The sequence below is a fragment of the Liquorilactobacillus mali genome (assembly GCF_001437155.1).
GTDB classification, from domain to species: domain Bacteria; phylum Bacillota; class Bacilli; order Lactobacillales; family Lactobacillaceae; genus Liquorilactobacillus; species Liquorilactobacillus mali_A.
Genome location: NZ_JQAR01000004.1, coordinates 56,621 through 81,185 on the forward strand (window position 1 = coordinate 56,621; position 24,565 = coordinate 81,185).

Below are 24,565 nucleotides of genomic sequence, written 5' to 3' on the forward strand. Positions count from 1 at the left end.
TGACGATGGACTATACATTGTTGATCAGCATGCGGCACAGGAACGTTGTAAATATGAATATTATCGTAAAAAAATTGGCGAAGTTGGGACTAGTCAGCAAAGTTTGTTGGTTCCAATTGTATTAGATTATTCTACAAGCGATGTACTGCTGATAAATCAAAATCTTGACAAACTTGCCGCGGTAGGGATTAATCTTGAAGAATTTGGCAGAAATAGTTATATTGTTCATCAGCATCCAACCTGGTTTAAAGCAGGGCAAGAGGAATCAATTTTGCGCGAATTGATTGATTATATCTTGAAAGACGGTAAGATTGATATTGCAGCCTATCGTGAAAAAACAGCGATTATGATGAGTTGCAAGAGATCGATAAAGGCAAATCATCACCTGGACGACTTGCAGGCAAAAGCTTTGTTAGAAGAATTGAAAAATTGTGAGAATCCATTTAACTGTCCTCATGGACGGCCGGTACTAGTGCATTTCAGCAATTCAGATATGGAGCATATGTTTAAGCGAATTCAGGATTCACATCAGAGTCAGCGTTCGCTGGATTAAGGAAGGAACGAAAATCATGTACGAATATTTCGATGGATTGATTACAAATGTTACTCCGTACTATATCGTTGTTGAAATTCAAGGAGTGGGTTATCAAGTTTATGTTGCAAATCCATTCAGGTATCATGTCGATTTAAAAAAACAAAAAAAGGTATTTATTTATCAGGCTGTGCGTGAAAACGCAATTACTTTGTATGGCTTTTGGAGCCTTGCCGAGAAGAATCTTTTTTTGAAGCTGTTAAATGTTTCTGGAATTGGTCCAAAAAGTGCATTAGCCATCTTGGCAAATGATAATCATTTAGGATTAGTTGAAGCAATCAATGGCGAAAATGTTGTATATCTGACCAAGTTTCCAGGAGTGGGCAAGAAAACCGCACAACAGATCGTATTAGATTTAAAAGGAAAATTAGACGATCTTAGCGAACAAAGTGATTTTGCTGGACAGCAGAGCCTTGAATTCAAGGATGATGGTGTTTCTAATGGGAATCTGACTGAAGCACTCGCGGCACTTGATGCTTTAGGGTATACTAAAACGGAAACTAGAAAGATAACGAAGCAATTAAAACAAATTAATGCTAATTCAACTGATGATTATTTACGGGCAGCACTCAAATTGCTGATGCACAATTAAAATTAGAAGAAAGGAGGACTTTTAATGGTTGATAAAGATCGTGTTGTTTCAGGAAATTCGCAATTCGAAGATGATGAGAATGAATTATCCTTGCGACCACGCTTCTTTGCGCAATATATAGGGCAACAGGACTTAAAAAATGAATTGGCAGTATATATTGAAGCAGCCAAAACCAGAGATGAAGCACTTGATCATGTACTTTTGTATGGTCCTCCAGGTCTTGGTAAAACAACACTCGCGATGGTGATTGCAAATGAGATGCAGGTTCAGATTAAAACGACAAGTGGACCAGCGATTGAACGCCCGGGCGATTTGGTTGCACTTTTGAATGAACTTGAAGCTGGAGATGTATTATTTATTGATGAGATTCATCGGCTTCCTAAGGTGGTTGAAGAAGTTCTCTATTCAGCGATGGAAGATTATTTTGTAGACATTGTGATAGGACAGGGGCCGACAGCACATCCGGTTCATTTTACATTGCCGCCGTTCACACTGATTGGGGCAACGACTCGGGCAGGCTTACTCTCGGCACCATTAAGAGATCGTTTTGGGATAATTGCACACATGAATTATTACTCAGAAACGGAACTAGCGCAGATTATTGTCCGTTCCGCAGGAATATTTGATTCAAAGATCACAACTGAAGGTGCAAAGAAAATTGCATTGCGTTCACGGGGGACACCGCGAATTGCTAACCGTTTACTGAAACGCGTCAGGGATTTTGCACAGGTGGCGCAAAAGAAGGTTATTGAAGAAGGTATCGTCAGTTCTTCACTAGATTTGTTGCGAGTGGATGACAAGGGGCTTGATGCCACGGATCGCAAGATTTTGGAAACAATGATTAACTTTTATGGCGGTGGTCCGGTCGGTGTGAATACAATCGCAGCAAATGTAGGAGAAGATGTTGAGACAATCATTGATATGATAGAGCCTTATCTTCTCCAAATTGGTTTTATTAAAAGAACTCCAAGAGGACGTGTTGCAACGGCAGCGGCATATAAGCATCTTGGAATTGCAATAGAAAAAAATAATTATTGAAAAGGGTGGCTATTTTGTCAGAGAAGCATCTAACAACAGAGGATTTTGATTATGATTTACCACAAGAATTGATTGCACAAACTCCATTGAAACAGCGTGATCATTCGAGAATGTTGATTTTGGACAGTAAGTCAGGTGAGTACAAGGATGATATTTTCTATAATGTGATTGATCAATTGAATCCTGGTGATGCACTTGTAATGAATGATTCACGAGTTATGCCTGCGCGTATTTATGGTACAAAGCCTGATACAGAAGGACATCTGGAAGTGCTTTTACTTAACAATACCGAAGGAGATAACTGGGAAACATTGGTAAAACCTGCAAGAAGAGCAAAAGTCGGTACCAGAATCAACTTTGGTGACGGCCAGCTTAGTGCGGTGGTTACAGAAGAACTAGAACATGGTGGGCGCATGATACGATTTGAGTATGAGGGGATTTTTATGGAGATCTTGGACAAACTGGGTGAGATGCCATTGCCACCATACATTAAGGAAAAATTAGATGATCCTGAAATGTATCAAACTGTTTACTCACGAGAGGTTGGTTCAGCCGCAGCTCCAACTGCAGGGCTTCACTTTACAAAGGAATTGCTGCAAAAGATTGAGGATAAGGGAGTTCATTTGGTTTACTTGACGCTTCATGTCGGGTTGGGAACATTTAGACCCGTTAGTGTTGACAACATCGAAGATCATAAAATGCACAGTGAATTTTATCGCTTGGATGCGGACGCTGCAAAGGTATTGAATGATGTCCGTAAAAATGGTGGAAAAATTGTTGCAACAGGAACTACTTCTATCAGAACACTTGAGACGATTGGGTCCAAATTTAACGGGGAAATTAAGCCTGATAGTGGCTGGACCGATATCTTTATCAGACCTGGCTATGAATGGAAAGTAGTTCAAGCGTTCATCACGAATTTCCATTTGCCAAAATCAACACTTGTAATGCTTGTATCTGCATTTACAGGGCGAGAGAACATCTTGAATGCATACAAGCACGCTGTTGAAGAAAAGTATCGTTTCTTTAGCTTTGGTGATGCGATGTTTATTAAATAATTAAATGTTTTTAGAAATGGAGAATTTAAATGACTGAACCGGCGATAAAGTATCGTTTAATCAAAAAAGAAAAGCATACTGGGGCGCGTTTGGGAGAAATCATAACCCCACATGGAACTTTTCCTACACCGATGTTCATGCCTGTTGGAACACAAGCATCTGTAAAATCTTTAGCTCCCGAAGAACTTGATAAAATGGGTGCTAATATAATTCTTTCTAATACGTATCATCTTTGGCTAAGGCCAGGGGAAGACATTGTAGAAGAAGCTGGTGGGCTGCATCAATTTATGAACTGGAAAAAAGGAATCTTGACGGACTCAGGCGGATTTCAAGTATTTTCACTTGCTAAGATGCGTGATATTACTGAACGGGGAGTGCATTTTAAGAGTCACCTAAGTGGTGAGAAACTCTTCTTGTCTCCCGAAAAGGCAATTCATATTCAGAATGCACTCGGGTCAGACATCATGATGAGTTTTGATGAATGTCCTCCTTTTTTTGAAACCTATGATTATATTAAAAAATCAGTTGAACGCACAAGTCGTTGGGCCGAACGAGGTCTGAATGCGCACTTGCATCCTGATCGCCAAGGATTGTTTGGCATTGTTCAAGGTGGTGGACACAAGGAACTACGTGAGTTGAGTGCTAGGCAACTGACCTCATTAGATTTTCCTGGATATTCGATCGGAGGACTCTCTGTTGGTGAAAGCAAGGCAGAGATGAATCATGTTTTGGATTTCACGACACCGCTTCTACCGGAAAATAAGCCGCGCTATCTAATGGGAGTAGGATCTGCTGATGCATTGATTGATGGGGTGATTCGTGGAGTCGATATGTTTGATTGTGTTTTACCGACACGAATTGCACGCAATGGTACGTGTATGACTTCTCATGGGCGTTTAGTGGTAAAGAATGCGGCTTATGCTCATGATTTCAGGCCTCTTGATGATAATTGCGACTGCTATACTTGTCGTAATTTTACAAGGGCTTATATCCGTCACTTGATAAAGGCAGACGAGATTTTTGGGTTACGTTTGGCAAGTTATCATAATCTTTACTTCTTGTTGAACCTAATGAAGAATGTGCGCCAGGCAATTATGGATGATAATCTGCTAGAGTTTAGAGAATCTTTCTTTGAAGAATATGGCTTCAATGAAAAAAATGCTCGCAATTTTTAATTTTTTTTCGAAAAAGCTAGTAACTAACATGAATCTTTGCTAAAGTTAAACTTAGTAAATGTTAATAGGAGTGAATATAAAATGAATAGTTCAGTTTCAACTATTATAATGTTTGTTGCAATCATGGCTTTGATGTATTTCATGATGATTCGTCCACAAAAGAAGCAACAGCAAAAACGTAAAGAAATGATGAATCAATTAAAGAAAGGTGATCATGTAATTACGATTGGCCGCTTGCATGGTGTTGTTGACAGCATCAACGATGCTGACCAAACAGTGACTCTTGATTGTGATGGGATTTTTTTAACATTTGATCGGACAGCCATTGGTCGTGTTATTCCAGCTGAAAGTACTACAGAAAAAACAGCTACCAAGTCGACAACAGTCGTCGAAAAGCCAAAAACGATAGAAAAAACAGAAGACAATTCTGAAGATGAAACAAAGTAATCAGCTTCAAACTAACTGGTCGATTCGTGAATAATAGGAGAGCCTATGTTTTTCTACGTGAGAGTACAAAGAGTTAACAAAAAATTATGGTATTTATGATTAGGGGGAGTTACTGCAGGACAATTGTTTTGCAATAACTCTCTCTTTTCATTATGAATCTGTAACAAGTTTTCCGTAGTGTTTCAAAATGTGACAAAAGTTCATTTCAAATTATTAATTTTAGATTAGAAATATATATATATAGTTCTAATAATAGAGAAAATAGTAAAAAGTAGTTTGCTTTTCTTTATTGTAAAAATTATAGTATCATAATATAAAAGTTAATTGAGTATCTGAGATAACTACCTTTAATTTGAAGTTCAAGTAGGATAGTAAAAAAATAAGTCTTGGTTAAACCCAGTATTTAGATTTTTATATTTAAGCAAAATAAATATATATTTCTCTTAGGGAGAGTGCTGTTTGACAATTTTTAGCGATTGTAATATTATTCAATCATCGAATAGTTTGATGTTCGAAATATTATTTTTAGTGAGGTGACGAATGTGGCATTAATGGATACACAAGAAATAATGGATTTGATACCTAATCGATTCCCAATAATCTATATTGATTATGTTGATGAATTGGTTGCAGGTGAAAGTATTGTAGCAACAAAAAATGTTACGATTAATGAATCCTTCTTTCGTGGACATTTTCCGGGCAATCCAGTCATGCCTGGGGTATTAATCATTGAGACATTAGCCCAAGCAGCATCAATTCTTATTTTGAAATCACCAGAATTTTTCGGAAAAACGGCGTATCTTGGAGCAATTCATAAAGCTAAGTTCCGTCGTGTTGTTAGACCGGGTGATGTTTTAAAATTACACATTACTTTGACGAAGAAAAAGGAAAACATGGGAATTGTTGAAACAGAAGCTGTTGTGAATGGCGAAAGTGCATGTGTTGCAGAATTAATGTTTGTCGTAGCTGAAAGAAATGAAAAAATATAAGCAAAAATGTTGTTTTTTTACTCATTTATTTTGATAATCAAAGTATGAAATATACAAGGAAATGGAAGCATAATGAATGAAAAAGCAAGTTAAAACAATTAATGATTCCCTAGTTAGAATATATGGAGATATCTTGTGGATTGAGGAAAATGAGTTACGGCAGAGTCGCTTCAAGGATTTGACAATTAAGGATATGCATGCGATAAACGCGATTACAATGTATGATAAAAAAAAGGCGTCGCAAGTTGCTAAGGAGTTGCATTTAACTCCGGGAACTTTGACTTCGACAATTAATAGGTTAGAAAAGAAAGACTATGTTAAGAGAATTCGTAGTAGCAATGATAGAAGAGTAATACGATTAGGGCTAACGAAAAAAGGACGCCTAATGTATCGTGCACATGATGCTTTTCATCGCATGATGATCGATAGTTTTCTAAAAGATGTTGAACCCGATGAAATTAAAACAATTGAAAAAGCTCTACGAAATCTTGAAAACTTTTTACGAGAACATTCATAGAGTCAAGGAGTAAAAGTTACGTTGGAAAAAATAAGAATCAATGAAGTTGCTAGTTATGTTCCTGCAAAAGTAGTTACAAATGACGACTTAGGGAAAATAATGGATACATCTGATGAGTGGATTAGCAGTCGTACAGGTATTAAGCAAAGGCATATCAGTCTTAATGAAAATACGGCGGGGCTTTGCAGTAAAGTTGCAACAAAACTTCTGCAAGCCAGTTCGTGGAGTCCTGAATCAATTGACCTAATTATCGTTGCAACTATGTCACCCGACAGTTATACGCCAGCGACAGCTGCATTGGTTCAAGGGAAAATTAAGGCTGTTAATGCGATTGCCTTTGATGTCAGTGCAGCATGCTCAGGATTTGTATATGGAATGTCAGTTGCTGAGGGCTTTTTGCTGCAAGAAGATATCAAAAGAGTAATGCTGATTGGTGGAGAAGTCCTTTCAAAGGTGATTAACTGGTCAGACCGAACAAGTGCCGTTTTGTTTGGCGATGGAGCAGCTGGGGTTTTGCTTGAGAAATCTGAGAGTGATTCTGGAATTTTGGCGAGAGACCTAAAAACTTATGGTGAATTAGGTGACAAGCTAGAAGCTGGAAAGACAGATGCAATTGCAGAGTTCCCCAGAATGGGCAAGCATGAAATTTCAGCTTTCTCAATGTCTGGCAGAGATGTATATACCTTTGCAACGCATAAGGTACCACAATCAATTCAAAGTGCGGCTGCAAAAGCTGGAATAGAGCTTGAACAGATTGACTGGTTTGTTATGCATCAAGCCAATTCACGAATAGTTACGCAGATTTCTAAGAAATTACAGCAACCCATTGAAAAGTTTCCAATGAATATCGCTGAATATGGAAATACTTCGGCAGCAAGTGTGCCATTGCTGCTGGATGAATTAGTGCAAAAAGGTAAAATCAAGCGAGGCCAAATAGTTGCTTTAAGCGGATTTGGCGGAGGCTTGACGGTTGGCACACAAATTATAAAATACTAATAAATAGGAGTGTTATAAAATGACAGAACAAGAAATTTTTGAAAAAGTACAAGGTATCGTAGTTGAACAATTGGATGTAGACGCAGCAGATGTAAAGATGGATTCTGATATTAAAGAAGATCTTGAGGCAGATAGTTTAGATGTTTTTGAAATCATGAATGAACTTGAAGACGACTTGGATATCAAGCTTGAAGCAGATGAGAATGTGAAAACAATCAAAGATGTTGTTGATTATGTCAAAAAAGAAGTTGCCGCAAAATAGTTTGGAGATTCGATTATGAGAATTGGCTTTTTATTTAGTGGTCAAGGAGCACAATATTCTGAGATGGGAATGGACTTTTATCAAAACGATGAGCTTTTTCGTTCGTTGATTGATGAAGTGAGTTCAAGTATTGGGATTGATTTACCTACAGTTTTTAAGAACCAAGATGATCAACTGGCACAGACCAAGTTTGTTCAACCAGCAATCGTAGCAATGAGCCTCGGAATATATCGGATGTTGCAAAGAGATTTGCCAAATTTGGATGTTAGAGGAATGCTTGGCTTGAGTCTTGGAGAATATTCTGCACTAATTGCATCTGGTGCTTTTGATGTTGCAGAAGGATTCAGCGTTTTGAGAGATCGTGCGGCCTATATGCAGGCAGATGCCGATGAAACAGACGGCGCAATGCTTGCTGTAATAAAGACTGAGCATGATATCATTGCTGAGATATGCGAGCAGGCAAGTACTTCTGATGAAGTTGTTACGTTTGCAAACTATAATTCACCAAGTCAAGTTGTGATTGGCGGCCATAGAAAAGCGGTAGAACGTGCCCTTGATTTATTTAGAGAGAAAAATATAAAGAAAGTCATTCCATTGAATGTTAGCGGGGCGTTTCATACCCCGCTTTTTCAAAAGACAAGCTTTCAAATGGAAAGACGTTTGGCAGATGTTACGATTCATAAATTAACTGTTCCAGTGTACAGTAACACTACTGGTGAGCAGTTTACTGCCGATAATATTAAACAAGTACTTGCACAGCAAGTCATCTTGCCTACACATTTTGGCGAATGCTTGCAAAATATGATTGCAACAGATGGTATTGATACGGTTGTGGAACTTGGACCAGGCAAAACTTTATGCAAATTCACTAAGCAAATTGATAGAAAAATTAATAATTTTAATATCGAAAATATGGCAACCTATACTAAGTTTGTTACAGCAAATCATGATTAAGAGGTTAATAAAATGAATTTAAAAGGAAAAACAGTGTTTATTACTGGAAGCTCTCGCGGAATTGGAGCTGCAACTGCATTGGCTTTTGCCAAAGAGGGCAGCAAGGTTATTTTGAATGCAAGAAAAGCTATTCCGGAAGAACTGCTTTCTGAAATAAATGATTTAGGTAGCGAATATCAGATCGTGTTGGGTGATGTTTCAAAGCTCGATGATGTTAAACGAATACAAGAGGAAATTTTTCAAGAAAATGAACAACTGGATGTCTTGATTAATAATGCTGGAATTACAAATGACAAATTATTGATTGGCATGAAGCAAGAAGATTTTCGCAGTGTTATTGAAACCAATCTGATGGGTACATTCAACTTAACACAACCGCTTTTTAGAAAAATGTTGCGCAAGCGTAGTGGTGTAATCATCAATATGGCTAGTGTAGTTGGTTTGCATGGTAATATGGGACAAGCAAATTATGCAGCTAGTAAAGCAGCAATTATTGGTCTGACAAAAACAATTGCTCGTGAAGGTGCAATCAGACATATTAGATGTAACGCGATTGCTCCTGGAATGATTAAGAGTGATATGACAGATGTTTTGGACCAAAAAGTGAAAGATCAGGTTTTAACAGAAATTCCATTGGGACGTTTTGGAGAAACACAGGAAATAGCACAAACAGCTGTTTTCCTTGCACAAAACGAATACGTAACTGGTCAAGTAATTACAGTTGACGGTGGAATGACTATTTAGGAGGTTGTTTGATGAGTAGAGTTGTAATCACAGGTATGGGTGCAGTGACACCTGTTGGAAATGATGTTGAAACATTTATTGCAAATATTTTTTCTGGCAAAATTGGATTTGATAAAATTACAAAGTTTGATGCATCTGAAACAGGAATAACAATTGCTGCCGAGGTAAAGGGCTTTGATCCTACATTGAGAGTTGGCAAAAAGCCTTCTAAGCGAATGGACTTGTTTTCTCAATACGCTGTTGATAGCGCTGTTGCTGCAGTTGAGCAAGCTGGAATTGATGAGACAAATACTGATTCATTTGACATGGGTGTTATCTATGGCTCTGGTATTGGCGGATTGACAACTATTCAAGAACAGGTAACCAAGATGAATAAGAAGGGCCCCCAAAGAGTGTCACCACTTTTTGTCCCAACGGCAATCGTCAACATGGCAGCTGGCAATATTGCATTGCGTTTTAAGGCTAAGAATATTTGTACTGCTGTTGTGACTGCTTGCTCTTCTGGAACAAATGCAATTGGGGAAGCATTCCGACAGATTCGCGAGGGTCGTGCAAAGGTGATGCTAGCAGGTGGTTCCGAAGCTTCAGTTAATGAAATCGGAATTGCTGGTTTTGCTGCGTTAACAGCATTGTCAAAAGAGACGGATCCAACTCGTGCTTCAATTCCTTTTGATGTTGATCGTTCTGGTTTTGTGATGGGGGAAGGAGCAGCTACCTTAGTGTTAGAGAGCTTGGAACATGCACAGGCACGCGGAGCTAAAATATACGGCGAGATTGTTGGTTATGGAAGTACATGTGATGCCTTCCATATGACCTCTCCAGATCCAACTGGTGAAGGAGCAGCTAGAGCAATGCAACAAGCAATTACTGAGGCAGGCGTCACACCTGATGATGTTGGCTATATCAATGCTCATGGGACTGCAACGCATGCAAATGATGTAGGAGAGTCTGTTGCAATTAACCGCGTCTTTGGTGAAGACAGCAAGGTCAAAGTAAGTAGTACTAAGAGTATGACAGGACATCTGCTAGGAGCTGCAGGCGCACTTGAAGCAGTAATAACTTTGGCAGCACTTGAAAAGGGCCAGTTACCAGTGAACGTTGGAATGAAGACACAAGATCCCGAATGCCATGTTAACGTGGTTACTAAAAATCAACAAGAGGCACCAGAACTTGAATATGCAATCAGTAATTCACTAGGTTTTGGCGGCCATAATGCTGTTTTGGCATTTAGAAAATGGAGTGAGTAAGTTTGGATTTTATTGAAATACAAAAACTAATATCTGATTTTAATGATTCACCAATGCGTGAACTAGAGATTGAAACAGAAGGCTTAAAACTGAAATTAAGCAAGAATGAACTATCTACACAGATGGTTCAGCAGTTACAAACCGATGCAAAACCTCAACAAGAATCTAAAAAAACAGAGAAAGATTCCAAGCAGATATCTCAAAATACAACAGTTCCAACCCCAGGATTAACAATTGATGCTCCTATGGTTGGGAGTGTTTATTTGCAGCCAGAGCCTTCAAAGCCAACTTTTGTCAAGGTGGGTTCAGCAGTCAAAAAAGGTGATGTTGTTTGTGTCATCGAGGCAATGAAGATGATGACAGAAATAAAGAGTGATGTCACTGGAATCGTTAAAGAAGTTCTTGTTAAGAATGAAGAACTTGTTGAATTTGGACAACCACTTTTTAGAATCGAGGAGAATTAAAAATGGTACTAGATATTACTGAGATTCAAAAGATTATTCCACATCGCTACCCAATGCTTCTAATTGATCGTGTTGATGAGCTGGTTCCTGGCGAATCTGCAACAGCACGACGGAATGTTACGGCGCACGAAGAAGTTTTTAATGGTCATTTTCCCGGAAATCCAGTTATGCCTGGAGTATTAATTGTCGAAGCTCTTGCACAAACTGGAGCAGTTGCTCTGCTGTCATTACCTGAATTCAAGGGTAAGACTGCTTATTTTGGAGGAATCAAGAATGCTAAGTTCAGAAAAGTGGTTCGTCCTGGAGACACGATGATTCTCAAAGTTACACTGGACAAGATTCGAAATAATGTCGGTCTTGGCAAAGCAATAGCAACGGTTGACGGTCAAAAAGTCTGTTCGGCTGAGCTGACTTTTATGATTGGTTAAGGTAAGGTGATTTGATGTTTAAAAAAGTCTTGGTTGCTAACCGTGGCGAAATAGCGGTACGAATAATCCGTTCATTGAAGGAAATGGGAATAAAATCGGTTGCGATTTATTCAGATGTTGATCGTGAAAGTTTACATGTCCAATTGGCGGATGAAGCAGTTTGTGTTGGAACTGCAAAGGCTCAAAATTCATATTTGAATATGAAAAATATTTTGAGCGCTGCTGTGGGAACTGGGGCCGAGGCAATTCATCCAGGCTTTGGTTTCTTATCGGAAAATAGTAAATTTGTTGAAATGTGTGAGGCATGTGGCATCGTGTTTATTGGACCAAAATCCGAGACAATCGATTTGATGGGCAATAAGGCGAACGCACGTGAACAGATGAGATTAAGTGGAGTTCCGGTTATTCCAGGTAGTGAAGGTTTTATATCGAATGTAGAAGAAGCCCAAGAAGTTGCTTCAAAGGTCGGATATCCTGTGATGTTAAAGGCAGCAGCAGGTGGCGGCGGTAAGGGAATTAGACGAGTTGCGGGTCCCAGTGAACTTGGCAAGGCCTTTGTAGAAGCACAACAAGAGGCTCTTGGCTCATTTGGCGATAATCGGATGTACTTGGAGAAGATTATGGAAAATGTCAAGCATATTGAGGTTCAGATTTTCCGTGATCAACATGGTAACGCAGTTTTCTTTCCAGAAAGAGACTGTTCATTGCAGAGAAATAAGCAAAAGATGATTGAAGAGAGCCCTTGTGATTTGGTTTCTGCAGAGCAAAGACAGTTTTTGGGAGAAATCTCGATTAAAGCCGCCAATGCGATTGATTATATCAATACGGGTACCTTGGAATACTTAATGGACAAAGATCACAACTTTTACTTTATGGAAATGAATACACGTATCCAGGTTGAACATACTGTGACTGAGATGGTAACGGGTGTAGACTTGGTTAAGGTTCAACTACAGGTTGCTGCTGGAGAAAAGTTGCCATTTAAACAGAGCGATATTAAGTGTCTTGGACATGCGATTGAATGTCGTATTAATGCTGAGGATCCAGCAAATGGATTTGCACCTTCAGTTGGTAAAGTTACGTATTTGTATTTTCCAGTTGGAAATCTTGGGATGAGAATTGACTCTGCTCTTTATGCTGGAGCGATGATTTCTCCTTTTTATGATTCAATGATTGCCAAGGTTATTGCACATGGTAAAGATCGAAATGAAGCAATCGCTAAGATGAAACGTTTGTTAAATGAATTGGTTCTAGATGGAATTAAGACAAACCAGCAGTTTCACTTGGCGGTTCTGTCAGATAAAAGCTTTGTGCAAAACCAATTTACAACGGAATATTTGGAGAAAGAGTTTATGACTGTATGGAAGGAGGGCATGTAAGCTATGCAACTGTTCAATGAATTAAAAACACTGGGTCAGAAGCATATCAAGGCGGATAAAAAGGCCAATGAACGTGTTCCTTCTGGGCTATGGATAGCATGCCCTAAGTGTCACCAGTCCTTGTATCACAAAGATCTTGGAATATTTCAAGTTTGTCCGAATTGTGAATATGGTTTTAGAATTACAGCAAGAGAAAGAGTTGCTTGGCTGGTTGATGATTTTGAGGAACTCGATGCGGATATGAAAACTACTGATCCGCTGAATTTCCCTGATTACGATAAAAAACTAGAAAAAAGTCGCAAAAATACGGGACTAAATGATTCTATCTTGACAGGAATTGCAAAAATTCAAGCAGAAGAGTTTGCACTAGGAATTATGGATCCTAACTTTATAATGGGATCTATGGGAACTGTTACTGGTGAGAAGATCACGCGTCTGTTTGAATATGCATTGGAAAAGGAGTTACCTGTTGTCTTATTTACTGCTTCAGGTGGTGCAAGGATGCAGGAGGGAATTCTTTCATTGATGCAAATGGCAAAGATTTCTGCTGCTGTGAAGCGGCATTCTAAGGCTGGACTGCTTTATATTACTGTGCTGACTGATCCAACGACTGGTGGTGTAACTGCTAGTTTTGCGATGCAAGGTGATATAATTTTGTCTGAGCCAAGGGCTTTGATTGGTTTTGCTGGAAAAAGGGTAATTGAGCAGACAATTCATCAGAAAGTTCCAAATAATCTGCAGGATGCAGAAACGGTTTTGGAACGAGGATTTATTGATGCAATTGTCCAAAGAAAAGACTTGAAGCAAAAATTAGAATGGTTACTGGGTTCCCACACTAAAGGGGGATTGGTTAATGGTTAATATTTTGGACAGGAAAAAGACTGCCGCACAAATAGTTGCAGGTGCACGCAATCAGGAAAAAATGTCTGCATATGAGTTAATCAATGGTATTTTTGAGGACTTCTTTGAATTACATGGCGATCGTCTTTCAGGTGACGATGCTGCAATTGTCGGTGGAATCGCCACGTTGGCCGGTAAACCTGTTACAGTTATTTCAACCAATAAGGGTGAGAGTGCGCAGGAACGAATGCTGACACATTTTGGTTGTCCTCAACCATCTGGATATCGAAAGGCGTTACGCTTGATAAAACAAGCTGAGAAATTTGGACGACCTGTTTTTATTTTTGTGAATACAGCCGGTGCATATCCTGGAAAATCAGCTGAAGAAAATGGTCAGGGTGAGGCACTTGCACGCAACTTGTTAGAAATTAGTGATGTAAAAGTGCCGATCGTTTCAGTGATTTATGGTGAAGGTGGCAGTGGTGGTGCTCTTGCATTAGCATGTGGAGATTCAGTATGGATGGTCGAAAATAGCATGTATTCAGTGTTGTCCCCAGAAGGATTTGCTGCAATTTTATGGAAAGACAGCAAGCGTGCTGATGAGGCGGCAGAAGTTATGCAACTTACTCCTGAAAAACTGTTGGCACAAAAAGTTATTGAGGGAATCATTCCAGAGTCTCATTCACACAAAAGAGTGTGTCGGGCCATTAAGAAAACAATTGAACAAGAAATGAAAGAATTAATGAAACTGTCGTCAGATGAATTGCTTATGAGAAGATATAAGAGATTTAGAAAATTTTAGATGGTGAGTTGGAGGCATAAAATTGGAAAAGTTACTTAGTGGGAAAAAAATATTAATAATGGGAGTAGCAAACAAACGCAGTATTGCGTGGGGATGTGCTCAAGCAATGCTTGACAATGGAGCAGAATTGATATTTACATATCAGAATGCACGCCTTAAGAAGAGCATTTTGCGACTTGTACCGGATGAAGAACGCTTGGTTGAGTGTGATGTTTCAAGTGATGATAGTATCAAGAATGCTTTTGCGGAAATCAAAGAGAAATTTGGTAAAATTGATGGAATCGTTCATGCCATTGCATATGCAAACAAGGATGAGCTTGCTGGCGATATCATGAATTCTAGCCGTGAAGGTTATGCACTCGCACAAGATATTTCAGCATTTTCATTGATTGCTGTAGCAAAATATGGAATTGAAATCCTTAATGATCCTGCAAGTATTGTTACATTGACATACTTTGGTTCAGAACGTGCTATTCCTAATTATAACGTGATGGGTGTTGCCAAGGCAGCTCTTGAAGCTAATGTACGTTATCTTGCACGTGATATGGCCAAGTACGGTGTACGTGTCAACGCAATTTCAGCAGGTGCAATCAAGACACTTGCTGTTACTGGGGTAAAGGATCATGGTGATTTGTTACGCATTTCCGAAGAAAGAACTGTTGATGGCAAGTCTGTAACTACTAATGAAGTTGGAGGGGCTGCAGCATTTTTGGTCAGTGACCTTTCAACGGGGGTAGTTGGAGACATTATTTACGTGGATAAGGGAGTACATCTCATTTAATTTACTAATCTAAAAGTTGCTGAACACTTGTTTTATCAAAAAAATGCAAGTACACTAATAAGGGAATTCAACAAGTATAGATGAAAGTGGTGCTAGCTATTATGGAAACGGAACAAAAGGCGCTCTTTATTATTTTTGGTGGAACAGGTGATCTTGCCAAACGCAAGCTCTATCCTTCTCTTTTTCAATTATATAAAAAAGGAATATTGAAGGATAACTTTGCAGTGATTGGTACTGCTAGACGACCATGGACTGATGAACATTTACAGGAAGTTGTCAAGGATTCGATTATAAATGATGGTGCACCACAGGATCAAATAGATGAATTTGCAGGGCATTTCTATTATCAATCACATAATGTTAATGATACAGAGCATTATGTGACCTTACGTAAGTTGGCAGAAAAACTTGATTCGAAGTATCAAATTAAGGGCAATCGCTTATTTTATTTGGCAATGTCACCACGTTTTTTTGGGACAATTGCAAAGCACCTAAAATCACAGAACATTGTGACAGATGAAGGATATAATCGTGTAATAGTTGAAAAACCGTTTGGACGCGATTTTGAGTCTGCAAAAGAGTTAAATGATTCAATTAGTAAGTATTTTCCTGAAGAATCATTCTTTAGAATAGATCATTATTTAGGCAAGGAAATGATTCAGAACATAATGGCGCTTCGCTTTAGCAATAATTTATTCAGAGCCGTATGGAATAATCGTTATATAGATAATATTCAAATTACGTTAAGTGAAGCTTTAGGTGTCGAAGAACGTGCCGGATATTACGAAACTGCTGGAGCATTGAGGGATATGGTGCAAAACCATATTCTTCAAATTATTTCTTTGCTCACTATGAATATGCCTGCATCTTATTCAGAGTCAGATATTCGACGTGAAAAGATATATGCCCTTAAATCACTAAAGAAGTATTCTCCAGCAAAGGTTGCTGAAAACTTTGTGAGGGCTCAGTATGTTGCGAATGAAGGGCAAGTTGGATATTTACAAGAAAATGAGATTGCCGACGATTCAACCACGGAAACATTTGTTGCTGGCAAGTTGTTCGTCAACAATGAAAATTTCTCGGGTGTTCCTATTTACATTAGAACTGGTAAGAGGCTTACTCGGAAGACGACCAGAATTGATATTTCCTTCAAAGAGATGGAGACAAGTTTCTTTGATTCTAAAAAACTTGGTCGAAATATTTTGACGATCAATGTCGAACCAGAGGGGCAGGTTTTCTTGCAGACTAATATTAAAAAAATTGGTCAGGGTTTTGATTTAGAACCTAGCCGGATGGATCTACAACTTAACAATGAGCATGAGGTTGTTCCAGAAGCGTATGAAAAGCTATTATTGGATGCATTACTTGGAGATGCAACTAACTTTGCTCATTGGGAAGAAGTTGCTTTTGCGTGGAAGTTCGTTGATTCTATTCGGGAAGCCTGGGACGCTGGTAACGGAGATCTATCAGAATATAAATGTGGTTCGATGGGGCCAAAAGAGTCGGAAGCTTTACTAGAACGTGATGGAAACCACTGGGTGTTTACCGGTGAATGAAAAGGTTAAGAAGAGTATGAGATAATGTTGAAATTAGAACTTTGAACGCTAATGTCTATTTATGAATACAGCACATTTTTTGTAGTTTATAGTTGGAAGTCGGTTAGTGAATTTCAGCTTATGGAGTATGTTTATACGAAATCGATAAGGGAACTGGATCAAAACTATGATTCGGTCCCTTTTTTATTTGGAAAATCTAAGGTGAAGCTTAATTTTAATCATGCAAGAACTGATTGTTGGATAGTACATTGTTTTATTTGAAATCGAACGCCTGTTCCTGTATTATCTTATAGTGAGATGATGAAGGAAAGCTGGCTTGATTTATGGCTGAGAAACGAAAAATAATTCATGTTGATATGGATGCCTTTTATGCATCTATCGAGATGAGAGATAATCCCAAAATCAAAGAAAAAGCTGTTGTTATTGCCAAAAATCCCAGACATACGGGTGGAAAAGGTGTTGTTGCAACCGCTAATTATATTGCAAGAAGCAAGGGGATACATTCGGCAATGAGTGCACAAAAGGCAATGGAATTATGTCCTGATGCTGTATTTGTAACACCTGATTTTAAAAAATATCGAGCAGTTTCGGCTCAAATCCATGAGATATTTCATGAATATACAGATATAATTGAGCCTATTGCATTTGATGAAGCCTATCTTGATGTAACACAAAACAAAAAAGAAATTCATAATCCTTTGATTATTGCGAGAATGCTGCAACAAGAGATTTTTTCAAAGACGGGATTAACATCGTCCACGGGTATTTCGTACAATAAATTCCTTGCAAAAATGGCCTCGGATTACCACAAACCTGTCGGAACGACCTTAATTAGAGAAGAAGATGTATTGTCATTTTTAGCACCTCTACCCATTGAAAAGTTTCGTGGTGTTGGAGTTAAGACAGCTGAAAAGATGCACGAATTGAGTATTAATACCGGTTTGGATTTGTTGAAGAAAAGCGAACTTGAATTAATTGCTAGTTTTGGCAAGATGGGTGAAATGTTTTATCAACATGTACGCGGAATAGATGAACGCCCAGTTGAATGGAAGAGGGAGCGAAAGTCAATGGGCAATGAAAGAACCTTTGCCCAAGCATTAAAAAGCATTACCGAGGTTGAAGAAATGTTTAATTATTTGGCAGATCTCCTAATTGGGCAACTGATTAAACGCCAACTGCATGGTAAGACAATTGTAATAAAAGTTCGAAATAGTAATTTTGAAACAGTCACTAAGAGACGGACACTGGATAATTTTTATCAAAATAACCAAGAGACCCTTGTTTTTCATGCATTACAATTGTTTGACGAGGTTCAAAGTAAAATTGATGTTCGCCTACTAGGCTTGACGATGACAAACTTAGCATCACTTCAGTTTGAGAATATTGAATTACCATTGTGGCAAGGGTGACTCGCTTTGTATTTATCTTATTTTATCGGTATACTAGAGGTATTAAAATATTTTTTGATAAGGGGAAATAATGTATGCAGATTGTATGGCATGGGCATTCTATTATTGAGATAGTTACAGCAGACAAAACAAACATTTTAATTGATCCTTTTATTACTGGAAACAACTTGACGGACTTGAAAATTGCCGATTGTCATCCTGATTATATTCTTGTGACACATGCACACTATGATCATGTTGGCGATACAGTTGAGATCGCTAAAAAAACTAACGCCAAGGTGATTGCGATCACAGACTTAGCAGCTTATTTGAATGAGCAAGGAGTTGCCGCAGAAGGATTAAATTTTGGCGGATCTTATCAGACTGATTTTGGAAAATTCAAGTTAGTGCCCGCTTGGCATACCGCTGCACTTCCAATTGAAGGTTCAGCCCCACGGACATTAGGGGTAGCTGCAGGTTTTGAGATGCATATAGATGGTAAGGTTTTATACGATGCTGGTGATACAGCGTTATTTTCAGATATGAAGCTGATTAATCATAGCAAAGGGGTAGACTTAGCCTTCCTCCCAATTGGTGATCATTTCACGATGGGGATCGAGGATGCTGTGGTTGCTGCAGATTTTGTACAAGCAAAGCATGTTTTACCAATTCATTTCAATACATTTCCTGCTATTAAGCAAGATCCAATAGCGTATCTTGAGCAATTAAAAGAAGGTGTTGGGATCTCTGTTACAATTGGCGAAAGTTTTGAAATTTAAGGAGAATTAGAATGGCAGTAGAACAGAAAATATTAGCAAAAATCAAGGAATTTGATACGATTATTATTCATCGACATCAAAGACCCGATCCAGATGCATATGGATCACAATGTGGTTTGGCAGCTATTTTAAGAGCAAACTTTCCACAAAAGAAGGTTTACCAAGTTGGAGAGAAAGTCCATGGTTTGGCATGGATTGCTGAACCGGAAAAGGTAGCTGACGAACTATACCGAGATGCATTGGTAATTGTTACTGATACTGCAAATCAGCCAAGAGTTGATGATCAGCGTTATTTGAATGGAAAAGCTTTAGTCAAGATTGACCATCATCCTAATGAGGATCCTTATGGGGAACCATGTTGGGTTAAGACGGATGCTTCAAGCTGTTCAGAAATTATTGTCGATTTTGCAAACGCAAATGACTTGGTAATTCCAGATGACGCGGCGCGGATGCTCTATGCAGGAATAATTGGCGATACCGGACGGTTTATGTATGAGGCAACAACTGCGCATACGCTGAATGTTGCAGCTCAATTGATTGAGCACGATTTTGATGCTGCACTGATCAATCGCAGACTTGATAGTATTGAGCTACCTGTTGCCAGATTAGCAGCTTATGTTTATGAACATATGGAGTTTACTGAAAACGGAGCCGCTTATATTATTTTGACTAGTGAAGTTATGAAACAGTTTAATCTGAAGGATGCAAGTACTGCACCAATCGTTCCGTTGATTGGTAAAGTTGTTGGTGTAAAGTGTTGGACGATATTTGTGCAGCAAAAGGATGGCTCGTTCAGACTGCGGATTCGCTCTAAGGCACCTGTTATCAACGAATTAGCAAAAGAATATGGTGGTGGCGGTCATCCGCTTGCGAGCGGAGCATTTATGCATGATGACCAGCAAATTCCTGATTATATAAAGAAGCTTGATGCAATTGCAGCAAGTTACACAGGAGAAGATTAATGACAGAAACATTTGAACAATTTGGTTTTAATGATTATATCAACAAAGCCTTGAAAAAAATAAATTTTGATACCCCAACAGAGGTCCAGCGACGTTTAATACCAGTGATCAAAGATGGTAGGAGCGTGGTAGGACAATCGCAGACTGGGAGTGGGAAAACACACACTTTTCTGTTACCAATTATTAATGCAATTGATCCTTCTGTTGAAGAAGTTCAGGCTGTAATTACGACACCAAGTCGTGAGCTGGCTTATCAAATATATGAGGCAGCAAGGCAAATTGTGGAAGAATATCCTGCACAAGAGTTAACTGCAGCTAATTATGTTGGTGGAACTGATAAACAACGTCAGATTGACAAGTTGAAACACCGTCAGCCGCAAATTGTAATTGGAACACCAGGACGCGTACTTGATTTAGTAAAAAGTGGTGCGTTAGACATTCATAAGGCACATTTTCTTGTAGTGGATGAAGCTGATATGACACTTGATTTAGGCTTTTTAAAAGAAGTTGATGCAATTGCTTCAACACTGCCCAATGATTTACAGATGCTGGTCTTTTCAGCAACTATTCCGGAAAAATTAAAACCATTCTTGAAAAAATATATGCAGTCGCCTGTTGTAGAAGTTGTCGAAAACAAAAACATAATCAGCCCGACAATTGATAATTGGTTGTTGTCGACGAAAGGTCGGGATCGTAACGGACTGATCTACAAGTTATTGACGATGGGACAACCTTATCTGGCTTTGATTTTTACCAACACTAAAACAAGAGCCGATGAATTAACTGCTTATTTAAGAGCCCAAGGTTTAAAGGTAGCTAAGATTCATGGCGGAATCGAACCGCGTGAGAGAAAACGTGTGATGAGAGACGTACAGAATCTTGATTATCAGTATGTCGTTGCAACCGATCTTGCATCGCGCGGAATTGATATTGAAGGAGTATCACATATTATTAATGATGATCTCCCTGATGATCTGGAATTCTTTATTCATCGTGTCGGAAGAACCGGACGAAATGGAATGAGTGGAATCGCGATTACCTTGTACGCTCCGAGTGATGATGAAAAGATTGCTGAACTCGAAGAGATGGGTATAAAGTTCAAACCTAAAGCAATTAAGAATGATGAGATTGTTGATTCCTACGATCGAGATCGTCGTGAAAAACGTCATGTTAAAAGGGAACGACTTGATGGTAAACTTGTTGGAATGGTTAAGAAAGAAAAGAAGAAGAGAAAACCAGGATATAAAAATAAGATCAAGCGAGCAATTAAACGACAGGAACAGCAAGACCGTAAGATTAACAGAAGGCAAAAAACGCGTAATGAGCGTAAGAAACACTAATTGACTTTTTTTCACAGATTGGCTATACTTTTAATGTTTCAGGATATATTCATAATTATTTTAGTTTTTAGAGAGGGTTTGTTTTAGGTGGAAGGACTCAGCTGGTAATTTGGATGCTCCCTGATGGTATGTTCAGTATATAGTTACGTTAGCTCAACGTTATCGAGTCTAAAGAGGTAAACGACAAAACATCGTTGCAAGTAAGGTGGTACCGCGCTAAGAAGCGTCCTTACTAGCAACGGTGTTTTTATTGTTTTTTTGAAAGGAAAGGGAAGAAATGAAGCAATTATCAAGTGCACAAATTCGACAAATGTATTTAGATTTTTTTAAGAGTAAGGGACATGAGGTAATGCAGAGTGCACCGCTTGTACCACATGATGATCCCACCTTACTATGGATTAACTCTGGTGTTGCTACGATGAAGAAGTTCTTCGATGGTTCTGTAGTACCAGACAATCCAAGAATTACCAGTTCACAAAAGAGTATCCGTACAAATGATATTGAAAATGTCGGACATACTGCTAGGCATCATACTTTATTTGAAATGCTAGGCAATTTTTCGGTTGGAGATTATTTTAAGGAAGAAGCAATCACATGGGCTTGGGAATTGTTGACTAGTCCAAAATGGTTTGGAATGGATCCAGAAAAGTTATATGTTACTGTTTATCCAAAGGATACTGAAGCAAAACGTATTTGGTTAGAAGAAGTTAAGCTTCCTAAGGACCATATTTATGAAGTTGAAGATAATTTTTGGGATATTGGTGAAGGACCTAGTGGACCTGATTCAGAAATCTTCTATGATCGTGGACAGGAATTTAATAATCTTTCGGAAGACGATCCGGAAAGCTATCCTGGTGGTGAAAATGAACGCTACCTTGAAATCTGGAACATTGTTTTCTCCGAGTTCAATCATAAGCCGGACGGTACGTACGAACCACTACCACATAAGAATATTGATACAGGTATGGGGTTAGAGCGTGTTGTTTCTGTTTTCCAGAATGCACGTACTAATTTTGAAACAGATTTATTCTTACCATTGATTAAGAAAGCCGAAGAATTAGGGAATGGCGTAAAATATGGTGATTCTCCTGCAACGGATGTCTCATTTAAGGTTATTGCCGACCATATTCGTGCCGTAACTTTTGCTATTGGCGATGGTGCTTTGCCTTCAAATGAAGGTCGTGGCTACGTTATCAGAAGATTGATCAGACGAGCAGTAATGCATGGACAGAAACTCGGAATTGATAAAGCATTTCTCTATCTTTTGGTACCGATTGTTGGGCAGATTATGAAATCGCATTATCCAGAAGTTCTTGAGCAATCTGAGTACATTGCTAAGGTAGTGAGAATGGAAGAAGATCGTTTTAATGAAACACTGAAAGATGGTCTACAGTTATTGAATGAGATGATTGCTGATGCAAAAGAAAAAGGTTCAAACAAACTCTCGGGTAAGCTCGCTTTTAAACTCTATGATACTTATGGTTTTCCATTTGAATTAACGACTGAATACGTGCAAGAACAGAATTTTACAGTTGATGAGGCCGAGTTTGATGAACAGATGAAGCAGCAAAAGGAACGTGCACGTGCTGCTCGTAGTAATGCTAAATCAATGGGTGTTCAAAACGGACTTTTGACGGATATTAAAACGGAAAGCAAGTATGTCGGCTACGAGAAACTGGTTACTGTAGGAACACTGAAGGACATTATTGTTGATAATCAATTAGTTGATAATGTTTCTGCAGGGACTGCTGATTTGATTTTCAGTGAAACACCTTTTTATGCTGAAATGGGTGGTCAAGTTGCAGATCAAGGCATAATCATGGATAAAGCTGGTAATGTGGTTGCGAAAGTCACAAATGTACAACATGCGCCAAATGGGCAAAACATGCATACAGTCGAAGTTCTCAGTCCACTAACGATCAATCAAGGTTACAAGTTGGTTGTTGATGAGAAGTTCCATAACAAGGTACGCAAGAACCATACGGCAACTCATCTGTTGGATCAGGCATTGCGCGATGTTTTAGGGGAACACACTCACCAGGCTGGTTCTTTGGTTGAACCAACGTATTTACGTTTTGATTTTACAAATCTTGGTTCTGTGACTCCTGAAGATTTACACAAGGTCGAACAGATTGTTAATGAAAAGATTTGGGCTAATCTCGAAGTCAACACAGTTGAAACAGACATAGAATCAGCCAAAAAAATGGGTGCAATCGCACTATTCTCTGAGAAATATGGTGATGTAGTTCGTGTCGTAAAAATCGGTGGTTACTCAATGGAATTTTGTGGAGGTAATCACGCTGCTAATACCGGTGAACTTGGACTATTCAAAATAGTTGCTGAATCTGGTGTTGGCGCAGGGGTCCGCCGGATTGAAGCTGTAACATCAAGAGAGGCTTTCGAATTTCTAGAAGAGAAAGGCAACTTATTACAAGATGTTGCTAACCAATTGAAGGTAACACAGCTTAAGGAAGTTCCACGAAAAGTTGAAGCTCTGCAATCTGAGATCAAAGACTTAGAGCAGCAAAAAAGTTCTTTAGAAGCTAAGTTTGCAAATCAACAGGCAGCTGATATCTTCAATAGAAGTGAAAAAATTGGTGATCTGACACTGATTGCGTCGCAAGTTAAGGTGTCAGGGATGGATCAATTACGTCAGTTAGCAGACCAATGGAAAGAAAAGAATATTTCCGATGTTCTCGTCTTGGCAACGGCTACTGCTGAAAACAAAGTCAACTTGATTGCCGCAGCTTCTCCAGTCGCTATTAAAGCAGGTGTAAAAGCAGGTGATCTGATCAAATCAATCTCACCTCTTGTAGGCGGTGGCGGTGGCGGCCGACCTGATATGGCACAAGCTGGTGGGAAGAAGCCAGAAGAAATTAGCAAGGCCTTGGAAGCAGCAAAAAAATATTTATTAAAGTAGAAAAAGCATAAATGTTAGTTGACATCATGCGTAATAAGTTTTAGTATATCTAAGTGATTTCTAATAATATTAAGCTTTGATAAGATGAGTAATGTAAATGTCTTCTACAGAAAACCGATATTGCTGAGAGCGGTAAAGATTATTTTACATGAATATGGTCTTTTAGCTGTTAGCTGGTGAGTGGTTGATAAGCTGGTTATGGGTTGCCCATTATAGCATACGAGTATGATGATACTTTGTGAGAATAGAATTGTGAAATTCTATTAAAAATGGGTGGTAACACGGATATGATAATTTAATTTCGTCCCTTTTGAG

At 38.8% G+C, this 24,565-nt stretch carries 24 protein-coding genes and 1 pseudogene; all 25 read left to right on the top strand.

The genetic code is table 11. The annotated features are described in order from the left end of the window. Nucleotides 1–553: pseudogene (locus IV36_RS02935) on the top strand (DNA mismatch repair endonuclease MutL); the annotation flags it as partial. Between the two features lie 16 nt (nucleotides 554–569). Continuing rightward, on the top strand, nucleotides 570–1,184 hold the full coding sequence (gene ruvA / locus IV36_RS02940; protein ID WP_056990714.1) for a Holliday junction branch migration protein RuvA: 615 nt from the start codon (nucleotides 570–572) through the stop codon (nucleotides 1,182–1,184). Between the two features lie 24 nt (nucleotides 1,185–1,208). Further along, entirely contained in the window at nucleotides 1,209–2,222 is a 1,014-nt protein-coding gene (ruvB, locus tag IV36_RS02945; protein ID WP_056990715.1) for a Holliday junction branch migration DNA helicase RuvB, read from the top strand. A gap of 14 nt (nucleotides 2,223–2,236) precedes the next feature. Beyond that, complete coding sequence (gene queA / locus IV36_RS02950) at nucleotides 2,237–3,280, top strand: tRNA preQ1(34) S-adenosylmethionine ribosyltransferase-isomerase QueA (protein WP_056990716.1); 1,044 nt, start codon at nucleotides 2,237–2,239, stop codon at nucleotides 3,278–3,280. A gap of 29 nt (nucleotides 3,281–3,309) precedes the next feature. After that, a complete protein-coding gene (gene tgt / locus IV36_RS02955; protein ID WP_056990717.1) occupies nucleotides 3,310–4,455 on the top strand; it encodes a tRNA guanosine(34) transglycosylase Tgt in 1,146 nt (381 codons plus the stop codon). A gap of 81 nt (nucleotides 4,456–4,536) precedes the next feature. Continuing rightward, the gene (yajC, locus tag IV36_RS02960; protein ID WP_056990718.1) at nucleotides 4,537–4,902 is read left to right on the top strand and encodes a preprotein translocase subunit YajC; all 366 of its coding nucleotides are present in this window, start codon (nucleotides 4,537–4,539) and stop codon (nucleotides 4,900–4,902) included. A gap of 542 nt (nucleotides 4,903–5,444) precedes the next feature. Further along, nucleotides 5,445–5,891: a 3-hydroxyacyl-ACP dehydratase FabZ gene (gene fabZ / locus IV36_RS02965; RefSeq protein WP_056990719.1), complete on the top strand. Its 447-nt coding sequence runs from the start codon at nucleotides 5,445–5,447 to the stop codon at nucleotides 5,889–5,891. A 76-nt stretch (nucleotides 5,892–5,967) separates the two neighbouring features. Continuing rightward, nucleotides 5,968–6,408 (top strand): MarR family winged helix-turn-helix transcriptional regulator, encoded by a 441-nt coding sequence (locus tag IV36_RS02970; RefSeq protein ID WP_056990720.1) that lies wholly within the window; start codon nucleotides 5,968–5,970, stop codon nucleotides 6,406–6,408. Nucleotides 6,409–6,429: 21 nt separating this feature from the next. Continuing rightward, nucleotides 6,430–7,404: a beta-ketoacyl-ACP synthase III gene (locus IV36_RS02975; RefSeq protein WP_056990721.1), complete on the top strand. Its 975-nt coding sequence runs from the start codon at nucleotides 6,430–6,432 to the stop codon at nucleotides 7,402–7,404. Between the two features lie 19 nt (nucleotides 7,405–7,423). Beyond that, nucleotides 7,424–7,666, top strand: a complete 243-nt coding sequence (locus IV36_RS02980) for an acyl carrier protein (protein ID WP_056990722.1) — start codon at nucleotides 7,424–7,426, stop codon at nucleotides 7,664–7,666. A gap of 15 nt (nucleotides 7,667–7,681) precedes the next feature. Continuing rightward, nucleotides 7,682–8,620 (top strand): ACP S-malonyltransferase, encoded by a 939-nt coding sequence (locus IV36_RS02985; RefSeq protein ID WP_056990723.1) that lies wholly within the window; start codon nucleotides 7,682–7,684, stop codon nucleotides 8,618–8,620. 12 nt (nucleotides 8,621–8,632) lie between these two features. Beyond that, entirely contained in the window at nucleotides 8,633–9,364 is a 732-nt protein-coding gene (gene fabG, locus IV36_RS02990; RefSeq protein WP_056990724.1) for a 3-oxoacyl-[acyl-carrier-protein] reductase, read from the top strand. Between the two features lie 11 nt (nucleotides 9,365–9,375). Next, nucleotides 9,376–10,611, top strand: a complete 1,236-nt coding sequence (gene fabF / locus IV36_RS02995) for a beta-ketoacyl-ACP synthase II (RefSeq protein WP_056990725.1) — start codon at nucleotides 9,376–9,378, stop codon at nucleotides 10,609–10,611. 2 nt (nucleotides 10,612–10,613) lie between these two features. Continuing rightward, nucleotides 10,614–11,075 (top strand): acetyl-CoA carboxylase biotin carboxyl carrier protein, encoded by a 462-nt coding sequence (gene accB, locus IV36_RS03000; RefSeq protein WP_056990726.1) that lies wholly within the window; start codon nucleotides 10,614–10,616, stop codon nucleotides 11,073–11,075. Between the two features lie 2 nt (nucleotides 11,076–11,077). Continuing rightward, entirely contained in the window at nucleotides 11,078–11,503 is a 426-nt protein-coding gene (gene fabZ / locus IV36_RS03005) for a 3-hydroxyacyl-ACP dehydratase FabZ (protein ID WP_003688271.1), read from the top strand. Nucleotides 11,504–11,517: 14 nt separating this feature from the next. Continuing rightward, nucleotides 11,518–12,882 (top strand): acetyl-CoA carboxylase biotin carboxylase subunit, encoded by a 1,365-nt coding sequence (gene accC / locus IV36_RS03010; RefSeq protein WP_056990727.1) that lies wholly within the window; start codon nucleotides 11,518–11,520, stop codon nucleotides 12,880–12,882. A 3-nt stretch (nucleotides 12,883–12,885) separates the two neighbouring features. Further along, complete coding sequence (gene accD / locus IV36_RS03015; RefSeq protein WP_056990728.1) at nucleotides 12,886–13,743, top strand: acetyl-CoA carboxylase, carboxyltransferase subunit beta; 858 nt, start codon at nucleotides 12,886–12,888, stop codon at nucleotides 13,741–13,743. Further along, nucleotides 13,736–14,524, top strand: coding sequence for an acetyl-CoA carboxylase carboxyltransferase subunit alpha (accA, locus tag IV36_RS03020; RefSeq protein ID WP_056990729.1), 789 nt, complete (start codon nucleotides 13,736–13,738; stop codon nucleotides 14,522–14,524). Before accD ends, accA begins: the two co-directional genes overlap by 8 nt. Before the next feature lie 22 nt (nucleotides 14,525–14,546). Next, nucleotides 14,547–15,305, top strand: coding sequence for an enoyl-ACP reductase FabI (fabI, locus tag IV36_RS03025; protein ID WP_082623696.1), 759 nt, complete (start codon nucleotides 14,547–14,549; stop codon nucleotides 15,303–15,305). Nucleotides 15,306–15,406: 101 nt separating this feature from the next. Further along, nucleotides 15,407–16,861, top strand: coding sequence for a glucose-6-phosphate dehydrogenase (zwf, locus tag IV36_RS03030; protein WP_056990730.1), 1,455 nt, complete (start codon nucleotides 15,407–15,409; stop codon nucleotides 16,859–16,861). A gap of 323 nt (nucleotides 16,862–17,184) precedes the next feature. Beyond that, nucleotides 17,185–18,270, top strand: a complete 1,086-nt coding sequence (gene dinB / locus IV36_RS03035; protein ID WP_056990731.1) for a DNA polymerase IV — start codon at nucleotides 17,185–17,187, stop codon at nucleotides 18,268–18,270. A gap of 74 nt (nucleotides 18,271–18,344) precedes the next feature. Continuing rightward, nucleotides 18,345–19,028, top strand: coding sequence for a metal-dependent hydrolase (locus tag IV36_RS03040; RefSeq protein WP_056990732.1), 684 nt, complete (start codon nucleotides 18,345–18,347; stop codon nucleotides 19,026–19,028). A gap of 11 nt (nucleotides 19,029–19,039) precedes the next feature. After that, complete coding sequence (locus tag IV36_RS03045; RefSeq protein ID WP_056990733.1) at nucleotides 19,040–19,990, top strand: DHH family phosphoesterase; 951 nt, start codon at nucleotides 19,040–19,042, stop codon at nucleotides 19,988–19,990. Next, entirely contained in the window at nucleotides 19,990–21,330 is a 1,341-nt protein-coding gene (locus IV36_RS03050; RefSeq protein ID WP_056990734.1) for a DEAD/DEAH box helicase, read from the top strand. The genes IV36_RS03045 and IV36_RS03050 overlap by 1 nt, the downstream gene beginning before the upstream one ends. A gap of 277 nt (nucleotides 21,331–21,607) precedes the next feature. Next, complete coding sequence (alaS, locus tag IV36_RS03055; protein WP_056990735.1) at nucleotides 21,608–24,250, top strand: alanine--tRNA ligase; 2,643 nt, start codon at nucleotides 21,608–21,610, stop codon at nucleotides 24,248–24,250. Nucleotides 24,251–24,565: the final 315 nt, after the last annotated feature.

Bases quoted from the DNA above. Each gene is read 5' to 3' on its own strand.
- IV36_RS02980 (WP_056990722.1), top strand. From the start codon at position 7,424: ATGACAGAACAAGAAATTTTTGAAAAAGTACAAGGTATCGTAGTTGAA.
- IV36_RS03040 (WP_056990732.1), top strand. From the start codon at position 18,345: ATGCAGATTGTATGGCATGGGCATTCTATTATTGAGATAGTTACAGCA.
- zwf (WP_056990730.1), top strand. From the start codon at position 15,407: ATGGAAACGGAACAAAAGGCGCTCTTTATTATTTTTGGTGGAACAGGT.
- fabG (WP_056990724.1), top strand. From the start codon at position 8,633: ATGAATTTAAAAGGAAAAACAGTGTTTATTACTGGAAGCTCTCGCGGA.
- alaS (WP_056990735.1), top strand. From the start codon at position 21,608: ATGAAGCAATTATCAAGTGCACAAATTCGACAAATGTATTTAGATTTT.
- IV36_RS03045 (WP_056990733.1), top strand. From the start codon at position 19,040: ATGGCAGTAGAACAGAAAATATTAGCAAAAATCAAGGAATTTGATACG.
- dinB (WP_056990731.1), top strand. From the start codon at position 17,185: ATGGCTGAGAAACGAAAAATAATTCATGTTGATATGGATGCCTTTTAT.
- ruvA (WP_056990714.1), top strand. From the start codon at position 570: ATGTACGAATATTTCGATGGATTGATTACAAATGTTACTCCGTACTAT.
- fabZ (WP_003688271.1), top strand. From the start codon at position 11,078: ATGGTACTAGATATTACTGAGATTCAAAAGATTATTCCACATCGCTAC.
- fabF (WP_056990725.1), top strand. From the start codon at position 9,376: ATGAGTAGAGTTGTAATCACAGGTATGGGTGCAGTGACACCTGTTGGA.
- accC (WP_056990727.1), top strand. From the start codon at position 11,518: ATGTTTAAAAAAGTCTTGGTTGCTAACCGTGGCGAAATAGCGGTACGA.
- yajC (WP_056990718.1), top strand. From the start codon at position 4,537: ATGAATAGTTCAGTTTCAACTATTATAATGTTTGTTGCAATCATGGCT.
- IV36_RS02985 (WP_056990723.1), top strand. From the start codon at position 7,682: ATGAGAATTGGCTTTTTATTTAGTGGTCAAGGAGCACAATATTCTGAG.
- tgt (WP_056990717.1), top strand. From the start codon at position 3,310: ATGACTGAACCGGCGATAAAGTATCGTTTAATCAAAAAAGAAAAGCAT.
- accD (WP_056990728.1), top strand. From the start codon at position 12,886: ATGCAACTGTTCAATGAATTAAAAACACTGGGTCAGAAGCATATCAAG.
- ruvB (WP_056990715.1), top strand. From the start codon at position 1,209: ATGGTTGATAAAGATCGTGTTGTTTCAGGAAATTCGCAATTCGAAGAT.
- IV36_RS03050 (WP_056990734.1), top strand. From the start codon at position 19,990: ATGACAGAAACATTTGAACAATTTGGTTTTAATGATTATATCAACAAA.
- IV36_RS02970 (WP_056990720.1), top strand. From the start codon at position 5,968: ATGAAAAAGCAAGTTAAAACAATTAATGATTCCCTAGTTAGAATATAT.
- accA (WP_056990729.1), top strand. From the start codon at position 13,736: ATGGTTAATATTTTGGACAGGAAAAAGACTGCCGCACAAATAGTTGCA.